Source organism: Paenibacillus sp. FSL W7-1332, assembly GCF_037969785.1.
Lineage (GTDB): Bacteria > Bacillota > Bacilli > Paenibacillales > Paenibacillaceae > Paenibacillus_AQ.
On record NZ_CP150209.1, the window covers coordinates 5,342,181 to 5,362,284 of the forward strand.

Consider the following 20,104-nt stretch of genomic DNA (forward strand, 5'->3'; position numbering starts at 1 on the left):
CACATGTTAAATGGAGTTGACATCGTTAATGCCTCGATTACAATTGATCGCGACGGCCCCGATGGGGCTGGAAGCCGTCGTTGCCCGCGAGTTGAAAGAGCTCGGGTACACCGACATGGAAGTAGAGAATGGTAGAGTGACCTTTACAGGTGACCTGATTGATATTTGCCGCTGCAATCTGTGGCTCCGGACGTCCGACCGTATTCTCGTCAAGATGGGTGAGTTTAAAGCCTTTACCTTCGATGAGCTCTTTGAAGGAACCAAAGCTCTTCCATGGGAAGAGTGGATTCCTGCTGATGGCGAATTCCCTGTGGAAGGGCGTTCCCATAAATCGCAGCTTAGCAGCGTTCCCGCCTGTCAGGGCATCGTAAAAAAAGCAATCGTGGAGAAGCTGAAGCTCTCGCACCGTACGGAATGGTTCCCCGAGGACGGCCCCCGTTATGTAGTCGAGGTTTCTCTATTGAAGGATCGAGCCATACTGACCCTTGATACCACAGGACCAGCCCTTCATAAACGCGGCTATCGCAAGCTGGTTACGGAAGCTCCGCTGAAGGAAACCATGGCTTCCGCTCTGCTGCAATTAAGCCGCTGGGGCCCGCATCGTCCGCTCTATGACCCGTGCTGCGGTTCGGGCACCATTCTGATCGAAGCCGCGATGATGGCCTGGAATATTGCGCCCGGCCTGCGCCGCTCGTTCCCGTCCGAGCATTGGGATATTATTGGGGACAACCTCTGGGAGGATGCGCGCGAGGAAGCTTTTGACGCTGTGAAGGACGATATTCCGCTGCATATCGCCGGAAGCGATATCGACCCGAAAGCGATCGAAGTAGCCAAGGCCGCCGCTAAAAGTGCGGGACTTGCCGGCGAAATCGACTTTAGGGTTCTCCCTGCAGCCAAAGCCATCCCTGAGGGCGAATTCGGCTGTATCATCACCAACCCGCCATATGGCGAGCGGTTAAGCGAGAAAGAGGAGGTTGAGCGCCTCATTCGCCAGCTCGGATCCGTAACGCACTCACTTCCGACCTGGTCCTTCTTCGCGCTCAGCCCGACCAAGCAATTTGAACATTACTTCGGACGCAAGGCGGACAAGCGTCGCAAGCTGTTCAATGGCCGGATCGAATGTCAGTATTATCAATACCTGGGCCCCTTGCCGCCGCGTAACAAATCGGCGGAATAACGAAATGACGCTTCTTGCAAACGCCGCCCTTGGGCGGCGTTTTTTGCTCGGTCATCCGGGCCAAGCTATAATAAGAAGACTGTGATTAAAGGATGTTTTTCAAAAAAAGGAGGATACCCACGTGCTCTCATCCCCATCATGGAGCGATATCCGAAGCCGGGTCTCCAAAGGGCTGCATTACCGGTACACCGCATATTTATTATTCCTTATCCTCATGATGTACAAGCTGATCATGCTTGATCATCATCTCCATATTACCAACATGAAGCTGGATCAGGCAGACTATGTGATCGCTGTCGGCTCGCTCCTGCTGATCTCCTTCTGGACCTTGTGGCTTCCGCCAAGAGGCCGACTTGCAGCTTTAACTTTATTAAATCTCTTATGGACGGGGATCCTGTACGCCGATTTGATCTATTACCGCTACTTCGATGATTTCATAACCGTGCCGGTGCTTATGCAGGCCGGACAAGTCGGTTCCCTCGGGGATAGCATACGTTCCCTGATTCATGCGTACGATCTGTTCTTTTTTATCGATTGGCTTATTATTGTCCCGTTTACCGCCGTGATGGTATTCCGCAAACGGAGAACCGCCTTGGAAACCTATGCACTCCCGGGTGAATATCGCCAGCATCGGCGGAACCGGATCATTCGCCGGTTGGTTACAGGCACGCTTGTGTTCATCCTGGGCATGATCATGACTTTCGTTCCGATCAAGAAAGCGTCCAATACATGGGCCGTTGGCCTCTTTGAAGGCAATTGGTGGAATATTACGCTGTATAATGTGACGGGACTGATCGGCTTTCACGGATATGATATCTACCGTTATGGACGAGATCATCTCGTGGGGCAGCCCAAGCTGGCAGAGGAAGAGGTCAACCAGGTCAAGGCATGGTTTGATACCAAGCGTATGGAGCCGTCCGATACGGGCGCCTTGTTCGGCAAGTATAAAGGCAGCAATGTCATCATGATTCAGACGGAGGCCTTTATGAATTTTGTCATCGGCCAGTCGATCGAGGGTCAGGAAATCACCCCTAACTTCAACCGATTGATGAAGGACAGTATGTATTTCAGCAATTTCTATCATCAAACCGGTCAAGGGCGAACGTCCGATGCGGACTTTGTCACGCACAGCTCCTTGCTTCCGCTCCCCACAGGTTCCGTATTCACGCGATATGCTGACCGCGAGTACGATACCCTTCCGGAGATTCTGAAAGAACAGGGGTATGGAACAAACGTATTCCATGCCTATGACAGCAGCTTCTGGAACCGTACCACAATGTACCGGGAAATGAATTACGACCGATTTTACAGCAAGAAGGATTTTGAAATGAACGATGTGCAGGGATGGTCATTAAGTGACAAAGCGTTCTTCGCGCAATCGCTGGATGAGATGAAAGGCATCAAACAGCCCTTCTATTCCTTCCTCATTACGTTAACGAGTCATCATCCGTACTATGTACCCAAGGATGCTGCGAAGCTGGATACGGGGGCTTTCGAAGGCTCGATATTCGGGAACTATCTGCAGTCGATCCACTATGTCGACGAAGCATTTGGCCAGTTCGTCGAGCAGATGAAACAGCAAGGGTTGTGGGATAACACCATATTGCTTATCTATGGGGATCACGACAATTCGATCAAGGAAAAAGCGGACTATGAGAAATTCCTGGGACGAGACCTGAATGCACTCGACATGGAGCAAATCATGAACCAGGTTCCCCTCCTCATCCGCCTGCCTGACGGAGGGCATGCCGGAGTTTACCCGGAGGCCGCCGGCATGATGAACGTGACGCCGAGCATCCTTCATCTGCTCGGTGTATCGGATGAGCCGTATTACTGGATCGGCAGCCATCTGTTTGATGATAAACCTCGCCTGATTCCGCTGCGCAGCGGCGCTTTTTCCGATGAGAAGGTATTCTACCTGCCCACCGAGACGGCCGGGCTTGAAGGTGGAACCTGTTACGATCTGACGACGCGTCAGCCAACTGACATCCAGGCATGCCGTGACGGATATGATGAGACACAGAAGCAGCTGCGGATATCCGATCAAGTGATCACGTATGACCTGCTGAAGTTATATAAAGCAGAAGGTGAAGCGAATACTCGATAACCGCGCCTAACGTTAGTAAATTTCAATATTTTAGCCTCTCACTGCTGTTGAATGAGGCTGCTAAACGAAACAAACCAGGCTGATCTCACTCATCGGCCTGGTTTGTTTTTTGGGGCTAGGCAATGTCCGAACACACACCCAAGCTGGATTTATGGGGGGGCATCTTTTTACTGATTGCATTTCATATCAAGCGCGCCGGGTAATCGAATCAAGATGTTTCCTACGGCTGACAAGCGTTCCGTACATCAGCACAAGCCCCATCAATGCCAGGCTAGCTGCAATCCCCAGCGTCATATAGGCAATGTCCGGTGCAAAAAGTCGTATGGAATTCCAAGGGGAGCTTGTCAGCCGCGTGAAGAGCGGAATGATGCCGGCTGAAACCGCAAAGAGAAACAAACTCAGCGGAAGCGTGAGATATAACTTCAAGCTGCGTTTCTGCATTCTTAGCAGCATCCATATCACGATAGCGAGCAGAATGATCAAAGTTAGCGCCAATCCCCAAATCACCGGATGGATTCCAGCGGAAGGCGGTTTCGGGTCTTGTCCGTCTAATATCCCTCTCAAATCCTTGGAGACCTGAATCAATCTGGCTTCCTCCAGAATGTGGTCCTTGTTGGTTAAAATAACGGCCCCTACGCCCCGTTCCGGGACGAAGAAGATTTCCGCCCGTGCTTCCGGTGTTGATCCGGAGTGCCATACCATTCTCTCGCCTTGTTCCGTCTCGCTTATTCTCCAGCCAAAACCATAGGCACGATCCGGTCGATGCTGAACTAAAGGCGACAGGAGCAGCTCCTTGTATTCCCGACTAAGCAACATGTCATTATCTTGGAGCAAAAATTGGAGATACCGCGCCATATCGTCGATACTCGCCGAGATATAACCATAAGAAGCACCGCTGTTGTCATAGGGGACGCTGCTCACTCGCGGATAGCCGAACCATGATTGATACCCATGTTCAAATCCGGTTTGAACCGCCCGCTCCTGATCGGCTGCAGCCGTACTCATGCCCAGCGGGCCAAACACATGCTGCTCCATATAATCGGCATAGGATTGACCCGACACCTCCTCCAGAACAGCTCCCAGAATCATGTAATTGGCGTTGCTGTATTGATGTTGTTCCCCTGGTGGACTGTTAAGCTTCGTGTTGGAGAGATGGCGCACATTCTCTTTCAGGGCTGAAGCATCCTTCGCACCCACATCGGAATACGCCAAGCCCGTATATGTACTATATCCGCTCGTCTGAGCCAGCAATTGCCTTATCGTTATTGACGATACCTCAGAAGACGCTTCGGCTGCAAACCACGGCAAATAGGTCCCAACGGATTCATCCAATTCGACCTGGCCCGACTCGACAAGCTGGACAATCCCTAACGCCGTCATGGATTTGGAGAGAGATCCGAGTAAAAATGGAGTTTTGGAGCTGACCGTACTGCCCTCTGCTGTAACACCATAACTGTTCGTAAACACGATGTCCCCATCCTGCACGATGGCAGCGGAAAGACCCGGAATTTGATATTCCTCCATCGCCGCTTTCATGTAGAGGTCAACCTTATCAGCCATGACTTCTTCTGCTTCAACAATATTCCCCCATGTCGGAAGCACGAAAGCCAGTACGGTTAATACGACATACGTCCACTTCTTTCTCACAATACGTTTCCTCCTTCTGTAAACGGGAGGAGATCTCTATGTTTTCTTCTTTTACCGAAGACATGGGTCAGAATTGTAACGAGCGCCGAAATCGAAAGGCTAAATACGATCAACATCATATTCCACCACGTCTGATCGGATATTCGGTACAGCAGATTGAAGCCGATTATCTCATACCCCTTCACCCATGCCGTCGTTAATGCGAAGGAAAATAACAGCTGACATATGATATAGACGGCCGCAAAAACCAGCGAATATTTCAGAAAGCCCCATACGCCCAGCCGCCCGCTGCGCTGTCCCGGAGGTTCTTCAGGAACAGACTCGAGATCCATGGCGTCTTGCACTCTAACCAAACCTTGCACCTCTGCATAATCCCTGACATACATATCGGGAGAGCCCAGATCTTCAAGACCATACTCCCCGTGCTCCCGGCTTGCCTCCAAATGTTCCCGGATCTGTTCGACAACGGCTTCCACCTGGTTTGACGTCATTTCGTACCGCATCAACTCGCGGCGAACGTCCGCGACAAATTGTTCTTCTTCATAGGATAATGTCATCATCTCTGGCTCTCCTGTTCCACGCCATCTGCCATTCGCTGTACATTCGATGAAAGCAATGATCGAATATCCTGCTGCAGCTCCTGCCACTCCTGGATTTTCTTATCCAGAAACAAATCTCCGCTTGGCGTTATTTCGTAATACACTCTGGCTTTGCCGCTCTCGCTAAGCTCCCTCGTATCCGTCACCCATCCCTGATCTTTCAGCTTGGACAGGATGGGATAGATGCTTCCTACTCCCTTCAATTTCAGTCGGTGTTTCTCCAGCTCCTTCATGATCTCGTAACCATAACTCTTGCCATGACTCAGAATGGCCAATACGCACATCTCCAAATGCCCTTTTATTAAACTTGTTCTATCCATGACAACAATTTAACAGAATTATATATCGGAATCAAGTATATAATTCAAATGCGTATATAAATTAAAAAAAGCCCGTTCATTAGCTCGAAAGCTATTGAACGGACTACACAGGATCATAAACTACTTTTTAGCTGAACGAAGCTTGGACAGACGTTCCTTCTCTTCGCCTAACAACTCTTCCGCCAATTCCACGGCGTTTGCGTTCCCCTGCTCAATCACTTGGGCGACTGCTTGCTCCGTATGGGATAACGAATTCTCCGCTTGCTGAATCAGCTGTTCCGTCGGGTGGGACATTGCCGAGGATACGGCACGGTGCAGCTTCTCCACGGAATCTAGCGCACTGTTGCTTGGGCTGTTGGAATGAAGACTGGAATCGTGACTGTTCATGACGGATGCTCCCTTCTAAAGTTGTTGTTCCTGCTGCCCCCTTAGCATGGATGGCTGAGCCAGGAACTATACCCGAAGCATGGGAATTTTCCGCGAAACTTCGATTCTGAAGTAACACACAGCCAGTTGTTTGTTATTTCACAAACGGCAGCGCCTTTGCCAGCACTTCATCCTCTGTAGGCGCGCTGACATAACGGCCATTGATATACATGAAGGCGCGTTTGCCGCAAGGACCGCAATAGGATTTGCAGCCGATCTTAATGTCGGCATCCGGTACCATTTTCTTAATTTTCGGGATCATTGTCTTTAACTTCGTATGTCTGCACTTCTCGCAGACGCGAATATCATTAGCCATTGTACATTACCTTCTTTATTCTGAAGTAACCTAGTGGTCGCCGTGATTGCCCTGGGACGGATTCGTAATGACAAAGCCTTCCTGAGGGAAATAAAGATAGTCGATTTTGACGCCGTCCAGGAAAGGTTGTCCCGCTTCCAATATGACGTCGATCTCTTTATCTGTGGATACGATGACATCATTTTCCTTCGGCGTATCCAGATCCAGACCGTAGTGGGCATGATCACCATGCGCATGGGTTACCAGTACGCGAATTTTCTTGTCCTTGTTCTCTTCCTTGTCCAGCTCTCTCTTTAACACCTTGGCGGCATTACGGGTAATTTTACATTTCACGTATATTCATCTCCTCACGGATGTTTCATTCAATATGTTATTGTAGACCCCTGCCGGTTTTTTCGCAAGGGTCCTGTCCGTATTGTTACATCCGAAAAGCTCGTTTACCGTACGCGCTTGGCGGGGCCTTGATTTTCACCGAGCACACCTGGATATTTCCGCTCGACGCGGGATACGAACCAATTCATCAGCAGCATCGTGAATCCGATATCGTCGATCGGCAGCAAAGGCATAAAGTCCGGCAGCACCCAGTACAGCACAACCGGAACCAGAAATAACAGCTTGTCCCCGAGTGTAACCCGGGAAGAGGTTAAATAACCGAATATCCGCTGGAATACGTGCGACCAGCGCCGAAGCGACCACAATCTTCTCCACTTCATATTGTTCCCTCCATTCCAGGCAGCATGTCTATATCATTACCCAATTAACAGGGTTGCAGCAATTAAAGCACGAAAATAGGCCACTGCCTTGTAATCCGTAAAAGCAGCGGCCGTATTCTTCTATTTTTACGTTGAATAGAACTTATCGTTTCATAATATATATCCTATTTCAAAGACATAAACGCAGCTAGAATGGATCCCGCCTCGACGCACAAATCCTCGAAATCCTCAAGCGGCAGCGGATTCATCCCATAACCAATCTCCACGGTAAAGCCCGGCCTCCGGTAATGCTGAATATACCAATCTTTATATCCCGCATCACTACCCTGCAGCTTCACCGGCCTGTAACCGCTGGCCTGACCTAATCTTCTGGCCATGTCCTCACTCTCCGGAGGTTCGTAGTCCCTGTAATTCCAGTAGATTTCCCGCCCTTGACTGTGAAGGGAAATGGCCCGTTCCGGAGATGTCGATAATGTATGCTGATAGACAGCTTCGGCTTCCGGCTCGCTTAACGGCTTAGTCCCCGCATAATCCTGCGGAGACGGACGGATTTTACCCCTTCGTGCGACTTCCTCATGCCAATGTGCAGGGAACTGGTCACCCAAATCCACGCCGTTTATATTAGCCTTCCAGCGCCGAAAATCCTCGCGTCCGCCATTCCACTCGAGCAGACGTTCATAATAGGGATGCGAAGGAGTGACTCCTTCTTGTACAAGCTCTACCCCGTCCGGGTTAGCCATCGGCACAACCCATAACGTATAGTTCCGGTACCAGTCATCCGGCTCCTGAAAATAAACCGGTGACTCTTGCGATAATGCCCTGCCGTACTCCTCCATGAATCGCATCAGACACGGGGTTGTGATCCATTCATTGGCATGAAGTGCTGCATTGATATGCAGGTTCTTGGGGCCTTTACCGATTTTGGCCGCATATAGCGGTTTGCCGAGCACGCTTCGGCCGATGACACTCCACTCGATAACAGGGTAACGCAGCTGCATCTCTTGTATATCGCGTTCCAGATCCCCCGGTCCGTATTCGCCGGTTAATCGTATCATGCGTCTAGGCGTGGTGCCCGGCAGAACGATCGTTTTCCCCTGCGGCAGATGATGAGCCGATAACCCGGGATTCAGTTCTTCCAAGGCTTCCTTCCGAAACCGGAACGTATTGGCAATACTATCAAAGGTATCATGTTCCTGGATGACATACCTTCGGCGCAGCGATGCAGGAAGATAGAGCATTTGCCCCTGCTGGAGATACGGCTGCTGTGCCGCCCATGGATTCGCCGTAATCAGCTGTTCATACGCCAGACTATATCTGGCAGCCACGCGTCTTAGCGTATCGCCTTTCTGTACGACATATTGCTGCATATTGGATTCCTTTCCGCGGCAAAGCCGCTTCAATTAGCGTCCATTCCATGTATATGAGCAGCCGCTTGTCCAACATGTATGATGCAAAAGATCGAAAAATGCGCCATATCCCGCTCATTTTCTAAACTGAGCACTGAAAATAATAAAGGCAGGACAAGGTCTTATTCCTTGTCCTGCCTGCGTTTTCTGCTCTTATTCATTCTGGATTAGCTCTTAGTATGAAGGTGAATTATAGCCTTGTAATTTGCCAGACAACAGGTGTCCGCTTGATATGATCTCCGAGCCATTCGGTCGCGATGCTCTGAAAAATAACCGGATCTCCTGTACAGAAGAATTGATGCACCGGGCTCTCCATGCTGCTCGCAAGCTGGCCTTTATCGTACAGGATCGTGCTGACCTCGCGAGCTGTTTCATCGGCGGAGCTGATCAGTTTCACCGACGGCCCCATGACCGTTTGGATCGTATTCATCAGAAACGGATAGTGAGTACACCCCAGGATCAGACAATCAATGGAGGTATCCTTGATGCCTCTCAAGGATTCTTGTACCACCTGTAAAGCATCCTTGGATCGGAACAATCCGTGTTCGACGAGCGGCACCAGTTCGGGACAGGCTTGGCTTTCTACCTCGACGTAAGGCGAGAGCTGTTTCAGAGCCGCTGTGTATGCTCCGCTGCCAATGGTTCCGACTGTACCGATCACGCCGACGTTACCGGTCTTCGTTGCGCTTATGGCGGCACGCGCCCCTGGGTGAATGACACCGATGACGGGTACAGGAACTTTGGACGAAATATAATCAAGCGCCGCCGCCGTAGCCGTATTACAGGCGATCACAATCATTTTAGGATCATACTGAATTAAATAATCTACAATTTGCTCCGTAAATAAACGGACTTCTTCCGGCGTACGGGGTCCGTAGGGTGCGCGGGCTGTATCTCCGAAGTAAATAATTTTCTCTCTCGGGAGCTGTCTCATCACTTCTTTAGCGACAGTCAGCCCGCCGACACCCGAGTCTAGTATTGCGATTGCTTGCTGCACGAACCCACCGCTTCCTTCTTGTCAAATTCATGGTTTACAGTGATACCATATGTCATTTCGGATCGAAATGTACCTTAAATCTTACCCCAATTCCCCCCTATCTTCAACAAGATCGCTGCTGCAATAGACGGCTGGTAATTTGTTCAAGAAATTGTAGGACTCTCGCGCCAGTCGCTGACCGTAGGTAGTTTATACTATAGTAAGCGCGCGTATAGCAAAGGAGAATTTCACGTGAAGGACAACATACATCATACCGACCTTATGGAAGCTGCGAAGCAGTTTATCGAGCTTTGTTATGCAGAATTAAACCGTACCCCGGAAGAAGCCGAGGCCCGGCTCCTGGACATCCGCTCACAGATCAAGCTGACAGGTACATATGAGCATACGCTTGAGGAACTAACGCATGGGGCCAAAATGGCTTGGAGAAACAGCAACCGCTGTATCGGCAGACTGTTTTGGGATCGCCTTAAGGTAGTCGATGCCAGACACTTAACCGAGACCTCTGACATTTTCTCAGCACTCCTTCATCATATCGAGATTGCCACCAATGGCGGAAAAATCATGCCTACGATTACGATATTCAGGGCTGCACGTCCAGGGGAGGCCCCATTGATGATCAAAAACCACCAATTGATTCGGTATGCGGGTTACGAAACGCCAGACGGGACGGTTGGCGACCCGGCTTCCCTCTCCTTCACGAAGGAATGCATGGATCTGGGATGGCGGGGAGACTTGACCGACTATGATGTGCTGCCACTGGTTGTGCAGCAGGGGAATGAGCCTCCGGAATGGCTTCCGATACCGAAATCCCACGTGCTGGAGGTCCCCTTGGAGCATCCCGAACTTCCTGCTCTGAAAGCGGAAGGAGTAAAATGGTATGGGGTGCCTCTCATCTCGGACATGCTGCTTGAAATCGGCGGCATTATGTATACGGCCGCGCCGTTCAACGGCTGGTATATGGGAACCGAGATCGGAGCCCGTAACCTTGCAGACGAAGGGCGCTACAACAAGCTTCCGCTTATTGCCAAGCTGATGGGACAGGATACTTCCAGCGAAACGACCTTATGGAGAGATCGCGCGTTGGTCGAGCTCAATGCTGCCGTACTCTATTCCTATAAAAAAGCTGGCGTCAGCATCGTGGACCATCATTCGGCAGCATCCCAGTTCGGTTTGTTTGAACAGCGGGAACAGCAGGCCGGGCGGGAGCTCACAGGGGATTGGAGTTGGCTGATTCCTCCGGTCTCGCCGGCTACAACACATATTTTCCACAACTCTTATCATAACGACATCCGTTCGCCGAATTTTCATTACAGGGACAAGAAAAAGTAGTTTGGTCTTTATCTTTCGAGTAGTTTATACACAGCAAAGCCGGGGCTGTTTGCCGCCCCGGCTTTCATGTATTTTGGCGTAATCCTTATCCTCGTAAATGAGTGCTGAAACGGTCATCTGATCCTGAATTAATCGTTGACCTTCACTTCCGCAGCAGCGGGAACATAGGCATCTTCTTCAAAATCCTCGTCAAACGAGGAAACCTGCGCAATTTCCTCTTCCGCCAGCCAGCTTTCTTGCCGGTTGCGCCAGGACTGAATATCGGAGATCACGTTCTCCGCCCGGTCCGTCATGATGCCGATCAGGTTGACGCCCTGCTCTCCTACCTTCTCTGCTGCCTCCTGCACCTTGGTGCCGATGCCGCGGGCGCCGTCGGCAATGTCATTCCGAAGCTCTTTGCCGGATTTTGGAGCCAGAAGAAGTGCGGTAACAGAACCTGCAACACTGCCGATCAATACTCCCCAGAGGAGTCCTTTGCTCTTCTCTTTCATATTCCATCTCTCCTTCTATTTGGCTTGCCCTTCGCCGGACTTGGAGGTGTACTTGTTCCATGAATGCCAAAGCGTCATTCCGGCATCAACCCACCGGAACATCTCCCCGATCTGCCGTTCATTATCGAGGCGAGCACGTTCCAGATGCTCAATGGCGGTTATGGAAGCTTTTTTCCCTACAGCATGAACCGCATCGGCCGTCTTGGCTACCGCTGACGCAGCATCGGACATGGAAGCGGCAAAAGCTTCGCCTGCCGCCAGCTGACGCTGTATCATCTCTAACGAGACGGATGCCTGCACCAGCACTTGCGAGGCTTCCTGTGTCAATCGAGCACTGTCTTCCTCAAGCCGGCCCAGCATGGTCTCGGCCCGCCCGATCAGCTTTTTAACCGACACCATCATGACCACCGCCGCAACCGCGATCAGAACGATACCGATGGCAGCAGCCAGTGCACTCCATTCTGTCATGGGGAACTCCTCCTTTCGTCCGACCGGGCGAATGCCTAGTCGCTTGATGCATTATAAGCAGCATGGGCTTGTCTTGACACAACATTGGCGATTTTTTTATTCCAGCACAGCAGGACCACGAGTTTCCCGCAATTTCGGAACATGCAAGCGCTTGAGATAACACCAACAAAAAAACAGACCGTTCAGGGATTCCCTGAAGGCCTGTTAAGGATCGTGTGTATGGAAGAGCCCATGGCATCATGGGATATTTCTTTGTGAAACTATATAACCATTAGTACATCTCGTTCTTTAAATACTCACGGACATTTCCCGCAAATTGCTCCAGCACATCAGGCAGAATCGGGGTTAAAGAATGAAGCGTATGCCTCTCCCAATCATAGTAGTCCTGCACGAGCGGTTTGCGTAATCGGACCAGCTCCAGCAGCACCTTATGAACCTCTTCGGGGAATACCTTTTCCTCATGATTAATATCCATGATATCTTCATAACTGCTGGCATCCCGCATAATAAATCCGTCAATCAAGTAGCTGCCGACATCCGTCACGACTTCGATCGCCAGATGAAGCGCACGCTCCTGAACCAACCCCAGCACCAGGCCTCCGTCCCATGATTGTGCCGCAGCACGCAACCCTTCCGCAATTTCAGGAATCGCGCTCAGCCGCCGTTCAATTTGTTCTTGATTTACATAATACACCGCAAATCTCCTCCAACCCGTTGTTGTAAGTCTATATCAATGCCTACACTTCAAAATCAACGCTAAGCGTATGATCTTTCACCGTATTGATGTATTGGATCACTTCCTGGTGAACAGGATGAACCGCATATGCTTGCAAATCTTCAAGATTGTCCACTTCAACGATCAATGCCAAGTCATATGAACGCTCCGAGCGAATTACATCTGCGCCCGCCTCAAGGGATCTAAGCATCGGAATCTTGCCATCCATATCGCGCAGCACCTGCACCGTCTTCTCAATATTCTCTGCGGATGAGTCCTTCAATTTGAAAAAAACAATATGTTTAATCATCGTCCGTTCCTCCATCTCTAGCATGTATGTAAATCTTTCGTATCTATCATACCCCGTTCGTCCGGAAAAAGAAATCGCTCCCACCAACATATCGGAAGATCGGCTGCGCCAGATCTAACCAAATAGGAGCGCCGTCTGGCTTACACCAGAGCGTGCTCCTGAAATCAACACTCTATTTAAGGGAATAACGCTGAATCACGAACTTAATTGATTCAGCATGTTCTGGGCAATCCAGACGCCGGCGGCTCCTGCCTGAGCAAGCCCCCTGGTAATGCCCGCACCATCACCGCCACAATAAAGTCCCTTGATTTCCGTCTCGAAGGACTCCGTCAGCTTCGGTCTTGCGGAGTAGAACTTGGCCTCCACCCCGTAGAACAATGTGTGCTCCGACGCGATTCCCGGCGTGACTTTATCAAGCGCTTCGACCATCTCGATCAGGCTTTTCATGGTGTTGTACGGCAGCACCAAGCCAAGATCACCTGGAACGGCTTCCTTCAGCGTCGGCTCCAGAAACCCTTCGCGAATTCGGCCCTCGGTGGATCTCCGGCCGCGGAGCACGTCGCCGTATTTCTGTACAATAACCCCGCCGCTGGATAGGTCGTTAGCCCGCTTGCATATTTCACGCGCATATTCGTTCGGCTTGTCAAACGGCTCCGTAAACTTATGGGATACGAGCAGCGCAAAGTTCGTATTGGCTGATCCCAATGCCGGATCTTTATAAGAATGGCCATTGGCTGCCATAACCCCGCTATGGTTCTCAACCACAACATGACCGGAAGGATTGCTGCAGAACGTACGCACCCGGGTTCCCACCGAGGTGTTAAAGATGAATTTGCCTTCATACAAATGCTCATTGATCTCGCGCATGACCACATCCGAGGTTTCAACCCGAACGCCCACGTCCACCTGGTTATTATGCATTTTCAATCTGCGTTTTTTCAATACACTGGTCAACCAGGCAGAGCCGTCACGGCCAGGGGCGACCATCACCAAATTCGCCTCATGGACCTCCCCGCCTTTCATTGCGATGCCGGTAACGCGATGGGCTCCGTCTTCTTTGACGGTGACAATGTCCTCGACCTCCGCCCGAAAAGCCATATCAATTCTTGTCTTCAAATATTCATATATCGACTTCAGTATCTCCAAATTCTGCTCGGTTCCAAGATGTCTTACCTGAGCGCGAAGCAGCTTCAGGCCCGCTGCGTATCCACGCTGTTCAATATCCCGGATCGCATTTGTTGTCGGATCCGTGATGGCAGGTGTTGCTCCGTGCTCCAGATTGATGGCGTCCACATATTCGATGAGCTCCATGACTTTGGAGCCTGGCAAATAATCGGTCATCCAGCCGCCAAACTCCGTGGTTATGTTGAATTTGCCGTCGCTGTATGCTCCTGCCCCGCCAAATCCGGCTGTAATCGAGCAAGCCGGCAAACAACCGGCAAATTCCTTACGTCCTACTGCCGGTGGACAGAGCTTAATCTTCTCCTCCAGGATCGGGCAGCTTCTCCGGTAAATATCATGTCCCTTGTCAACTAATAGCACCTTGCTGCCTGGTGACTTTAACGTCAGTTCATAACAAGCGAAAATACCGGCCGGACCGGCACCAACAACGATAACATCATATTTGCTCATCATATCCCCCTGTGTGTTTGACTGTCGCTTTGCGCACACCGCTTTTCGGGCACAAAAAAATCCTGCTCCGAATAGGTATGCTTGCGCATCCTATTCGTAGTCAGGAATTTAAGGTCCCTTGTAGAAACCCCTGAACCTTATTTTCAGGGATATACGAATAAGCATCTTTTTTTCTTCATCAACCATTGTTAATATAAAACGAATTCACGAATGAGTCAAGCGGTATTTCATGAATCGTTCGTATTTAACTCCAATAAATCTCGTTTTAAACGCCAATCGCCCCTTTATTATCCACCAAAAAGCGAACAATGCTTTATAATAATCAATCAAATGAGTAGGTCTATCGGACCAATACGTCCGACTTATAAATCAGGTAACAACGAAATGGAAACAATTGTTTTATGATTGGCTATTGAAAAGTGAGTGTCGAATATTGTAGTATTGTGTTAAAAAAATCGGAGGAATTATGCCTACACAACTGCAGCAAGAAAAACACTCCATTGAGGCGTGGTCCCTGATCAATCGTAAATATTTGGGGAAAGGTGTGCGAGTCAAGCGCTTTCGCCGGCCGACCCGCTGCCAAATTCGCAACCGCGTCCTACTAGCCGTACTTATGGCCAACGATATCAAATTGTCGCAATTGGCCGAGGAACTGGGAGTATCCTCCCGTAGTGTCAGCGCCTGGGTATATGAGGGACGCGTTCCCGGAAAAAACAACCTGGAGAGGGCCTGCGACTATTTGGGTTATCCCCGTCACATTCTCTTCAGGGAGGAACTGCTGGACAAGTCACCTTTAATCTGCCAGCCGGCACCTTCCCGCTTCATGAAACGCACCCTGACACGCTCACCCGTTAGCAATCGGATTCTGACAGGCCTGTGCATGGTTCATGACTTGTCGGTAAGCGATGTTAGCCGCTGGATCGGCGTACATCCTGGCACATTCCGCAAATGGCTGCACCAGGGCACCGTACCATCCGCAGCGTTCCAGGAAAAAGCGGAACAGTTCTTCCGGATCCCTAAATCTGTTCTATTTGCAGATTGCGCACTAAAGCAAAATTCATAATTAAAACTGCTGTTATACGTAACCATACTTATGATTCCAACCAATGCTCAGCTTGCCGGGTCGATCCGGCTAAGCCGGGCTTGTTTTCTGTAATGGCATATTTCCAGACGATCAGGGAATACAAGTAACATTCCGTTCGCATCATCCAACAATTGAGGTGAGTGAGTATGAGGTTACGTCATAAGCAGATTGGCGCTGCACTGGGATTGCTCACCGGAACAACCATGGGAAGCGGTATTGGATTCCTGCTTGGTTGGCACTCCTTTAATCTGATCGTCCTGGTGGCCCTCTTCGGCTTATTCGGAGTTGCCGCTGGTCTATGGCTGGGCTCACGAATGATATTCAAAGAGCTGCCTTAATGAACGATATGATGTTTATCGTTCTGCCTCTTTCTTGCTGAGATTGGAGGCATAACCACAAAAAGAAGACCGGAGAGCTCCGGTCTTCTTTGTTATCAATCAGTTATGGGGTTTCGTGTTAACAACATACAACGATCCTGAAACAGCCTCTTCGTTCTTGGGAGCTCTGGCAGCTTCATCGGTGATAGCTCCCGTGGCAGGACTGCTGGCGGTCGTATCCGGTATATCCAGGTTGCTCCAGGTTTGGCCCCCGTCCTCGGTTTTGGCTTGCCCGCTGAATCCTGTTTCAGGCGAAATGAAATGAAGAAATCCGGCATTCGGCGTGCTTCCAATCCGAATCCACGTCTCACCGCCATCCGTTGTGCGGTACAGATCGTTATTCTCCATCACAGTCCAGGCCTGCTTGCCATTCAGTGCAAAGATTTGGCGTACGGTGCCTTTTGGCTGAGCCTGAACCTCCCATTCCGTGCCACCGTTATCACTAAAAGCAATCCAGCCTTCTCCACCAATCCAGCCCGAGTTATGATTAATGTGCCGGACCGCCGTCACATCTGCTAAATCCACATCGGGTTCAGCGGCCTGATTATCTGGAGTTACGTCCGTATCATTCTGTTCTGCGACCGCACCGCTTCCTGCGGCGTCGCTCCCTCCACCTAAAGGATCTTCTGATCCGGAAGAGAGCTCTGTCTTCTGAGTATCTCCATTCGAAGATTCCAACGATCGCTCAGGCACAGGATGCTCAGCCACATTCCCCACATCTGTTCGTTGACATCCAACAGACAAACTCACAGCTACGAGCATCAACAAAATAAAGCCAAGCCCTTTTCGAGGTTTTATCACAGGATCACACCCCTTGTATTCAAAATAACCCGCCAGTGACTTCTGCTAACAGGCCAAATATTATAAATCCACTCCATTCACCCTAAAGCTGAACGGTTCCTCCAGTTTAGTATAACGCGATTTCCACATGAAGAGGAACGAAAAAAGCTGTTCTTCAAGTTTAATTTCACTTGAAAAACAGCTTTGCTTCATAGATGCGGTCGAGAGGACTCGAACCTCCACGGGGGTTAGCCCACACGGACCTGAACCGTGCGCGTCTGCCAATTCCGCCACGACCGCGTTTTTTATTGTGCATTGTTTTGCAGCAACGAAATTCATAATATCATGCATCGCCAAGTGAGTCAACAAGCAAAAGAAAACAATTTGCAAACCTCGATTCCATTCAAAACATGACGATTCCCGCGACGGCCGACAACAAAATCACGGCAAATGGATGGACTTTGTATTTCGTTACCAGGACAAGACATACTGCGCAAATCAGCAGCATTCCGGTCATCGACCAGCTCAGCAGCGGCTCGCTTCGCCCGCTTAGTCCGAAGTGGATTGCGGCGTAAATGATTAAGCCTGTTACGATGGGACGCAAACCGTAAAACGACGACTTGACCCATTCACTGCTGTGCAGCTTCATAAAGAAAGCCGTAATTAAGATAACGATAACCAATGAAGGCAGAATGATGCCTACCGTAGCTGCTATAGCGCCTAAAAATCCCGCTTCTGAATAGCCAATCAGCGTCGCGGCATTCGTAGCAATGGAGCCGGGGGCCATTCCCGCCAATGCCACAATCTCCTGAAATTCATCGGCATTCATCCATCCCTTTACGGCCACCTCCCGCTGAATCAGCGTCATCACCGCGTACCCGCCGCCAAATGAAATGAGCCCTACTTTGATAAAGACAAGAAACAACTGCCACAGCATTAGATGATCACCCTTCAGATGTAATATTCGGGGAAATGCAGCTCCCGATTTTCCTCGGTCCACGCCTTTTCCATACGTACGGTCATCCCGCATTTTCGCTTAATCCGGACGATCGTTATCCCTGCAATCGGTCCGCCTAAGATTAACAAAAACGAGTGAATACCGGTGAACAAAAGCAACATAACCGCTATCGCAGTAATGATCAGCGTCGCAGCATCCAGGATGGAGGATTTCCACATTTTCAAAGCGGCTACGATAATCAAGGCGACCACCGCGGCATGGATGCCTTTTAAAGCAGCTTCCACTTTCAAATTATCTTTGAATATCACGCTGAGCAGGCTGAGAAGAAAAACGATGATAAAAGTAGGCAGCGTGATTGCGGTTACGGCCACGACGGCTCCCGGCACTCCGCCGAGGCGATAACCGATAAACGCCGCGGAGTTGACGGCCACTCCGCCGGGGGCGGAACCGGAAATAGATACCATATCCCCCATTTCATCCTGTTTCATCCATCCCTTTTTATGCACAATTTCCTGTTCGATCGTCGCGATCATCGCATATCCTCCCCCGAACGTGGAGGGACCGATCTTAAAAAAAACGCCAAATATTTGACCTAAAAATTTCATACGCCGGGTTAGCTCATGGTTCATCCCGTCTCACCCTTTACTGTCTATATACTCTTGTAGAATAAGTTACTTCATTATAGCATAGTTAATTTCATTTTGATATAAAGTTTTGATTTAATCATTAAAAACCAATGGAATCGTCTTGATTCCGAGCAAGTCCGATCTCGTTTTCAAACAAGTAAATTCATTTTTGGAGTTATGTTGGTGATTCTTATGAAATTAACTAGAAATAAGGCGAAGTTGCCGCTATACTTGTGATATCCCGACTAATTAACTTGGAAATGGAGAACCGTACCTATGCTTACTCATTCCAATCCATCGATAAAAAAACAGGTTTATGATCGAATTTCTTACCTCGGGACCGTCTCCAAGGCCGATTTGTTAAATTATTTTCCGCTCACCAGCAGCAGCATGACGCGCTTGCTTGAAGAGATGACCTCCCAAGGGCACATCGTCGTCTCTGGTCTCGGCAGCTCCACAGGCGGAAGGAAGCCGATATTGTTTCAGACCAATCGGACCTACCGCTACCTGTTCGGACTGGAGATTTCCCGCATTTATTCCAAGCTGGGACTGTACGATATGCACTTGGGCACGTTGTCCCTGACCCGCTGGAAAATGGACGAACAGATGACGCCCGATCTGTTTGTCGACCATGTTGTGAACAACGCCCGGGAGTTTCTGGCCAAGCACGGCATCTCGCCCGGCGACGTCTTGGGTATGGGGATTGGAGCGGTCGGTCCGCTGGATCAACGAAATGGGATCATTCTTGAACCGGAATTTTTCCCCTCTTGCTCCTGGAAGAACGTGCCGATTTGCGAAATGCTGACAGAGCGGCTGGGATTTCCGGCGAAACTCGACAACGGGGCAAATACCGCGTTAATCGGCGAGCATTGGGCGCTGCGGACCGAAAATATACAGCATGCCCTTTACGTTCACGCCGGCGTTAACATCCGGTCGGCTGCGATGTCCGGTGGCCAGATTCTCCGCGGAGCCGTGGATACCGAAGGAGCGATCGGCCAAATGATCATCCAGGCCAATGGACCAAGGCTGCGGGAAAAAGGCAATTACGGGGCATTGGAGGCGTTCGTATCAGTGCCGGCGCTCGAGGAACGCGTGCGAACCCAACTGAAAATCGGGCGCAGCAGCCTGCTGTCCGGGATTTCGCCGGATCAGGTTAACTTTGCTACGCTGGTTGACGCCCTGAAGCAAGACGATCCGCTGGTTAAAGAGCAATTCTCGGAAACGGCTGCTTATCTGGGGATCGGGCTCGCCAACCTGATCAATGCACTTCATCCCGAATACGTCATTCTGGGCGGCCCGCTCGTCGGTGCGCATCCGCTGGTCTTCGATACCGCGCTGGAGATCGCCAAGAAGAACACCTACCATTATCCCGAATACAGTCCGCTCTTCACGCAGGGGGTCCTTCTCGAAGAGGCCGTTGCCACCGGAGCGGCCGTCATGATGCTGCAGGAGTGGGGGGGAGACTAATGAAGATGGGCCTGGAAATTTATTTCTGGCCTAACGGACTCCAGTGACGTTGTTTCGGCAAAATCCCGTGCTCTCTGAATGTAAGAGTGTACAATTCGTTAGAATTCGAAACTCTGCCTTTGGGGCAATAAGGTCGTTCAGGTCCGTTGCCAGTTTACA

At 50.2% G+C, this 20,104-nt stretch carries 23 protein-coding genes, 1 tRNA gene and 1 riboswitch; of the genes, 6 read left to right on the top strand and 18 right to left on the bottom strand.

Annotated features, from left to right (window positions below; all coding sequences use genetic code 11):
* The first annotated feature begins 28 nt into the window (after window positions 1-28).
* The gene (locus MKX98_RS24180) at window positions 29-1,177 is read left to right on the top strand and encodes a class I SAM-dependent RNA methyltransferase (protein WP_339218849.1); all 1,149 of its coding nucleotides are present in this window, start codon (window positions 29-31) and stop codon (window positions 1,175-1,177) included.
* A 121-nt stretch (window positions 1,178-1,298) separates the two neighbouring features.
* Entirely contained in the window at window positions 1,299-3,284 is a 1,986-nt protein-coding gene (locus MKX98_RS24185) for an LTA synthase family protein (RefSeq protein ID WP_339218851.1), read from the top strand.
* Between the two features lie 186 nt (window positions 3,285-3,470).
* Here the strand turns inward: MKX98_RS24185 and MKX98_RS24190 are convergent, their stop codons facing one another.
* From MKX98_RS24190 to racE, 9 genes are all read right to left on the bottom strand, one after another.
* Window positions 3,471-4,931 (bottom strand): serine hydrolase domain-containing protein, encoded by a 1,461-nt coding sequence (locus tag MKX98_RS24190; protein ID WP_339218853.1) that lies wholly within the window; start codon window positions 4,929-4,931, stop codon window positions 3,471-3,473.
* Complete coding sequence (locus MKX98_RS24195) at window positions 4,928-5,491, bottom strand: hypothetical protein (RefSeq protein WP_339218855.1); 564 nt, start codon at window positions 5,489-5,491, stop codon at window positions 4,928-4,930. Before MKX98_RS24195 ends, MKX98_RS24190 begins: the two co-directional genes overlap by 4 nt.
* Window positions 5,488-5,850 carry a PadR family transcriptional regulator gene (locus tag MKX98_RS24200; RefSeq protein ID WP_194543905.1) on the bottom strand — a complete coding sequence of 121 codons (363 nt, stop codon included), beginning with the start codon at window positions 5,848-5,850 and terminating at the stop codon, window positions 5,488-5,490. Before MKX98_RS24200 ends, MKX98_RS24195 begins: the two co-directional genes overlap by 4 nt.
* Window positions 5,851-5,970: 120 nt before the next feature.
* Window positions 5,971-6,237 (bottom strand): hypothetical protein, encoded by a 267-nt coding sequence (locus tag MKX98_RS24205; RefSeq protein WP_194543906.1) that lies wholly within the window; start codon window positions 6,235-6,237, stop codon window positions 5,971-5,973.
* A gap of 133 nt (window positions 6,238-6,370) precedes the next feature.
* The gene (locus MKX98_RS24210) at window positions 6,371-6,592 is read right to left on the bottom strand and encodes a DUF1450 domain-containing protein (RefSeq protein WP_076325704.1); all 222 of its coding nucleotides are present in this window, start codon (window positions 6,590-6,592) and stop codon (window positions 6,371-6,373) included.
* 30 nt (window positions 6,593-6,622) lie between these two features.
* Window positions 6,623-6,925 (bottom strand): iron-sulfur cluster assembly accessory protein, encoded by a 303-nt coding sequence (locus tag MKX98_RS24215; RefSeq protein ID WP_194543907.1) that lies wholly within the window; start codon window positions 6,923-6,925, stop codon window positions 6,623-6,625.
* Between the two features lie 104 nt (window positions 6,926-7,029).
* Window positions 7,030-7,305 (bottom strand): hypothetical protein, encoded by a 276-nt coding sequence (locus tag MKX98_RS24220; RefSeq protein ID WP_220684327.1) that lies wholly within the window; start codon window positions 7,303-7,305, stop codon window positions 7,030-7,032.
* 164 nt (window positions 7,306-7,469) lie between these two features.
* Window positions 7,470-8,672, bottom strand: a complete 1,203-nt coding sequence (locus MKX98_RS24225) for a M14 family metallopeptidase (RefSeq protein WP_339218860.1) — start codon at window positions 8,670-8,672, stop codon at window positions 7,470-7,472.
* A 229-nt stretch (window positions 8,673-8,901) separates the two neighbouring features.
* Window positions 8,902-9,708 (bottom strand): glutamate racemase, encoded by an 807-nt coding sequence (gene racE, locus MKX98_RS24230; RefSeq protein ID WP_194543909.1) that lies wholly within the window; start codon window positions 9,706-9,708, stop codon window positions 8,902-8,904.
* A 261-nt stretch (window positions 9,709-9,969) separates the two neighbouring features.
* Here racE and MKX98_RS24235 point away from each other — a divergent pair, with 261 nt between their 5' ends.
* Window positions 9,970-11,037, top strand: coding sequence for a nitric oxide synthase oxygenase (locus MKX98_RS24235; RefSeq protein WP_339224569.1), 1,068 nt, complete (start codon window positions 9,970-9,972; stop codon window positions 11,035-11,037).
* 128 nt (window positions 11,038-11,165) lie between these two features.
* Here MKX98_RS24235 and MKX98_RS24240 read toward each other — a convergent pair whose 3' ends face one another.
* From MKX98_RS24240 to MKX98_RS24260, 5 genes are all read right to left on the bottom strand, one after another.
* Window positions 11,166-11,528, bottom strand: coding sequence for a YtxH domain-containing protein (locus MKX98_RS24240; protein WP_194543910.1), 363 nt, complete (start codon window positions 11,526-11,528; stop codon window positions 11,166-11,168).
* Window positions 11,529-11,543: 15 nt separating this feature from the next.
* Entirely contained in the window at window positions 11,544-11,996 is a 453-nt protein-coding gene (locus MKX98_RS24245; protein ID WP_194543911.1) for a DUF948 domain-containing protein, read from the bottom strand.
* A gap of 271 nt (window positions 11,997-12,267) precedes the next feature.
* Entirely contained in the window at window positions 12,268-12,690 is a 423-nt protein-coding gene (locus MKX98_RS24250) for a HepT-like ribonuclease domain-containing protein (protein WP_194543912.1), read from the bottom strand.
* Between the two features lie 43 nt (window positions 12,691-12,733).
* On the bottom strand, window positions 12,734-13,021 hold the full coding sequence (locus tag MKX98_RS24255) for a Dabb family protein (RefSeq protein WP_076325696.1): 288 nt from the start codon (window positions 13,019-13,021) through the stop codon (window positions 12,734-12,736).
* A 195-nt stretch (window positions 13,022-13,216) separates the two neighbouring features.
* Window positions 13,217-14,653, bottom strand: a complete 1,437-nt coding sequence (locus tag MKX98_RS24260) for an NAD(P)/FAD-dependent oxidoreductase (protein WP_194544905.1) — start codon at window positions 14,651-14,653, stop codon at window positions 13,217-13,219.
* Between the two features lie 77 nt (window positions 14,654-14,730).
* A riboswitch (purine riboswitch) is annotated at window positions 14,731-14,830 on the bottom strand.
* Between the two features lie 289 nt (window positions 14,831-15,119).
* Here MKX98_RS24260 and MKX98_RS24265 point away from each other — a divergent pair.
* Window positions 15,120-15,716 carry a helix-turn-helix transcriptional regulator gene (locus MKX98_RS24265; protein WP_194543914.1) on the top strand — a complete coding sequence of 199 codons (597 nt, stop codon included), beginning with the start codon at window positions 15,120-15,122 and terminating at the stop codon, window positions 15,714-15,716.
* Between the two features lie 167 nt (window positions 15,717-15,883).
* Complete coding sequence (locus tag MKX98_RS24270; protein WP_194543915.1) at window positions 15,884-16,075, top strand: hypothetical protein; 192 nt, start codon at window positions 15,884-15,886, stop codon at window positions 16,073-16,075.
* Between the two features lie 99 nt (window positions 16,076-16,174).
* Here MKX98_RS24270 and MKX98_RS24275 read toward each other — a convergent pair whose 3' ends face one another.
* The 4 genes from MKX98_RS24275 to MKX98_RS24290 form a co-directional block, all read right to left on the bottom strand.
* Window positions 16,175-16,915, bottom strand: a complete 741-nt coding sequence (locus MKX98_RS24275; protein WP_339218867.1) for a hypothetical protein — start codon at window positions 16,913-16,915, stop codon at window positions 16,175-16,177.
* Window positions 16,916-17,110: 195 nt separating this feature from the next.
* A tRNA-Leu gene (locus tag MKX98_RS24280) sits at window positions 17,111-17,194 on the bottom strand.
* Window positions 17,195-17,297: 103 nt separating this feature from the next.
* Window positions 17,298-17,831, bottom strand: a complete 534-nt coding sequence (locus tag MKX98_RS24285) for a chromate transporter (RefSeq protein WP_339218868.1) — start codon at window positions 17,829-17,831, stop codon at window positions 17,298-17,300.
* 14 nt (window positions 17,832-17,845) lie between these two features.
* Window positions 17,846-18,385, bottom strand: coding sequence for a chromate transporter (locus tag MKX98_RS24290; RefSeq protein WP_339218869.1), 540 nt, complete (start codon window positions 18,383-18,385; stop codon window positions 17,846-17,848).
* Window positions 18,386-18,754: 369 nt separating this feature from the next.
* On the opposite strand from MKX98_RS24290, the gene MKX98_RS24295 reads away from it, so the two are divergent.
* Window positions 18,755-19,945 (top strand): ROK family protein, encoded by a 1,191-nt coding sequence (locus MKX98_RS24295; RefSeq protein ID WP_339218871.1) that lies wholly within the window; start codon window positions 18,755-18,757, stop codon window positions 19,943-19,945.
* The last annotated feature ends 159 nt before the right edge of the window (window positions 19,946-20,104 follow it).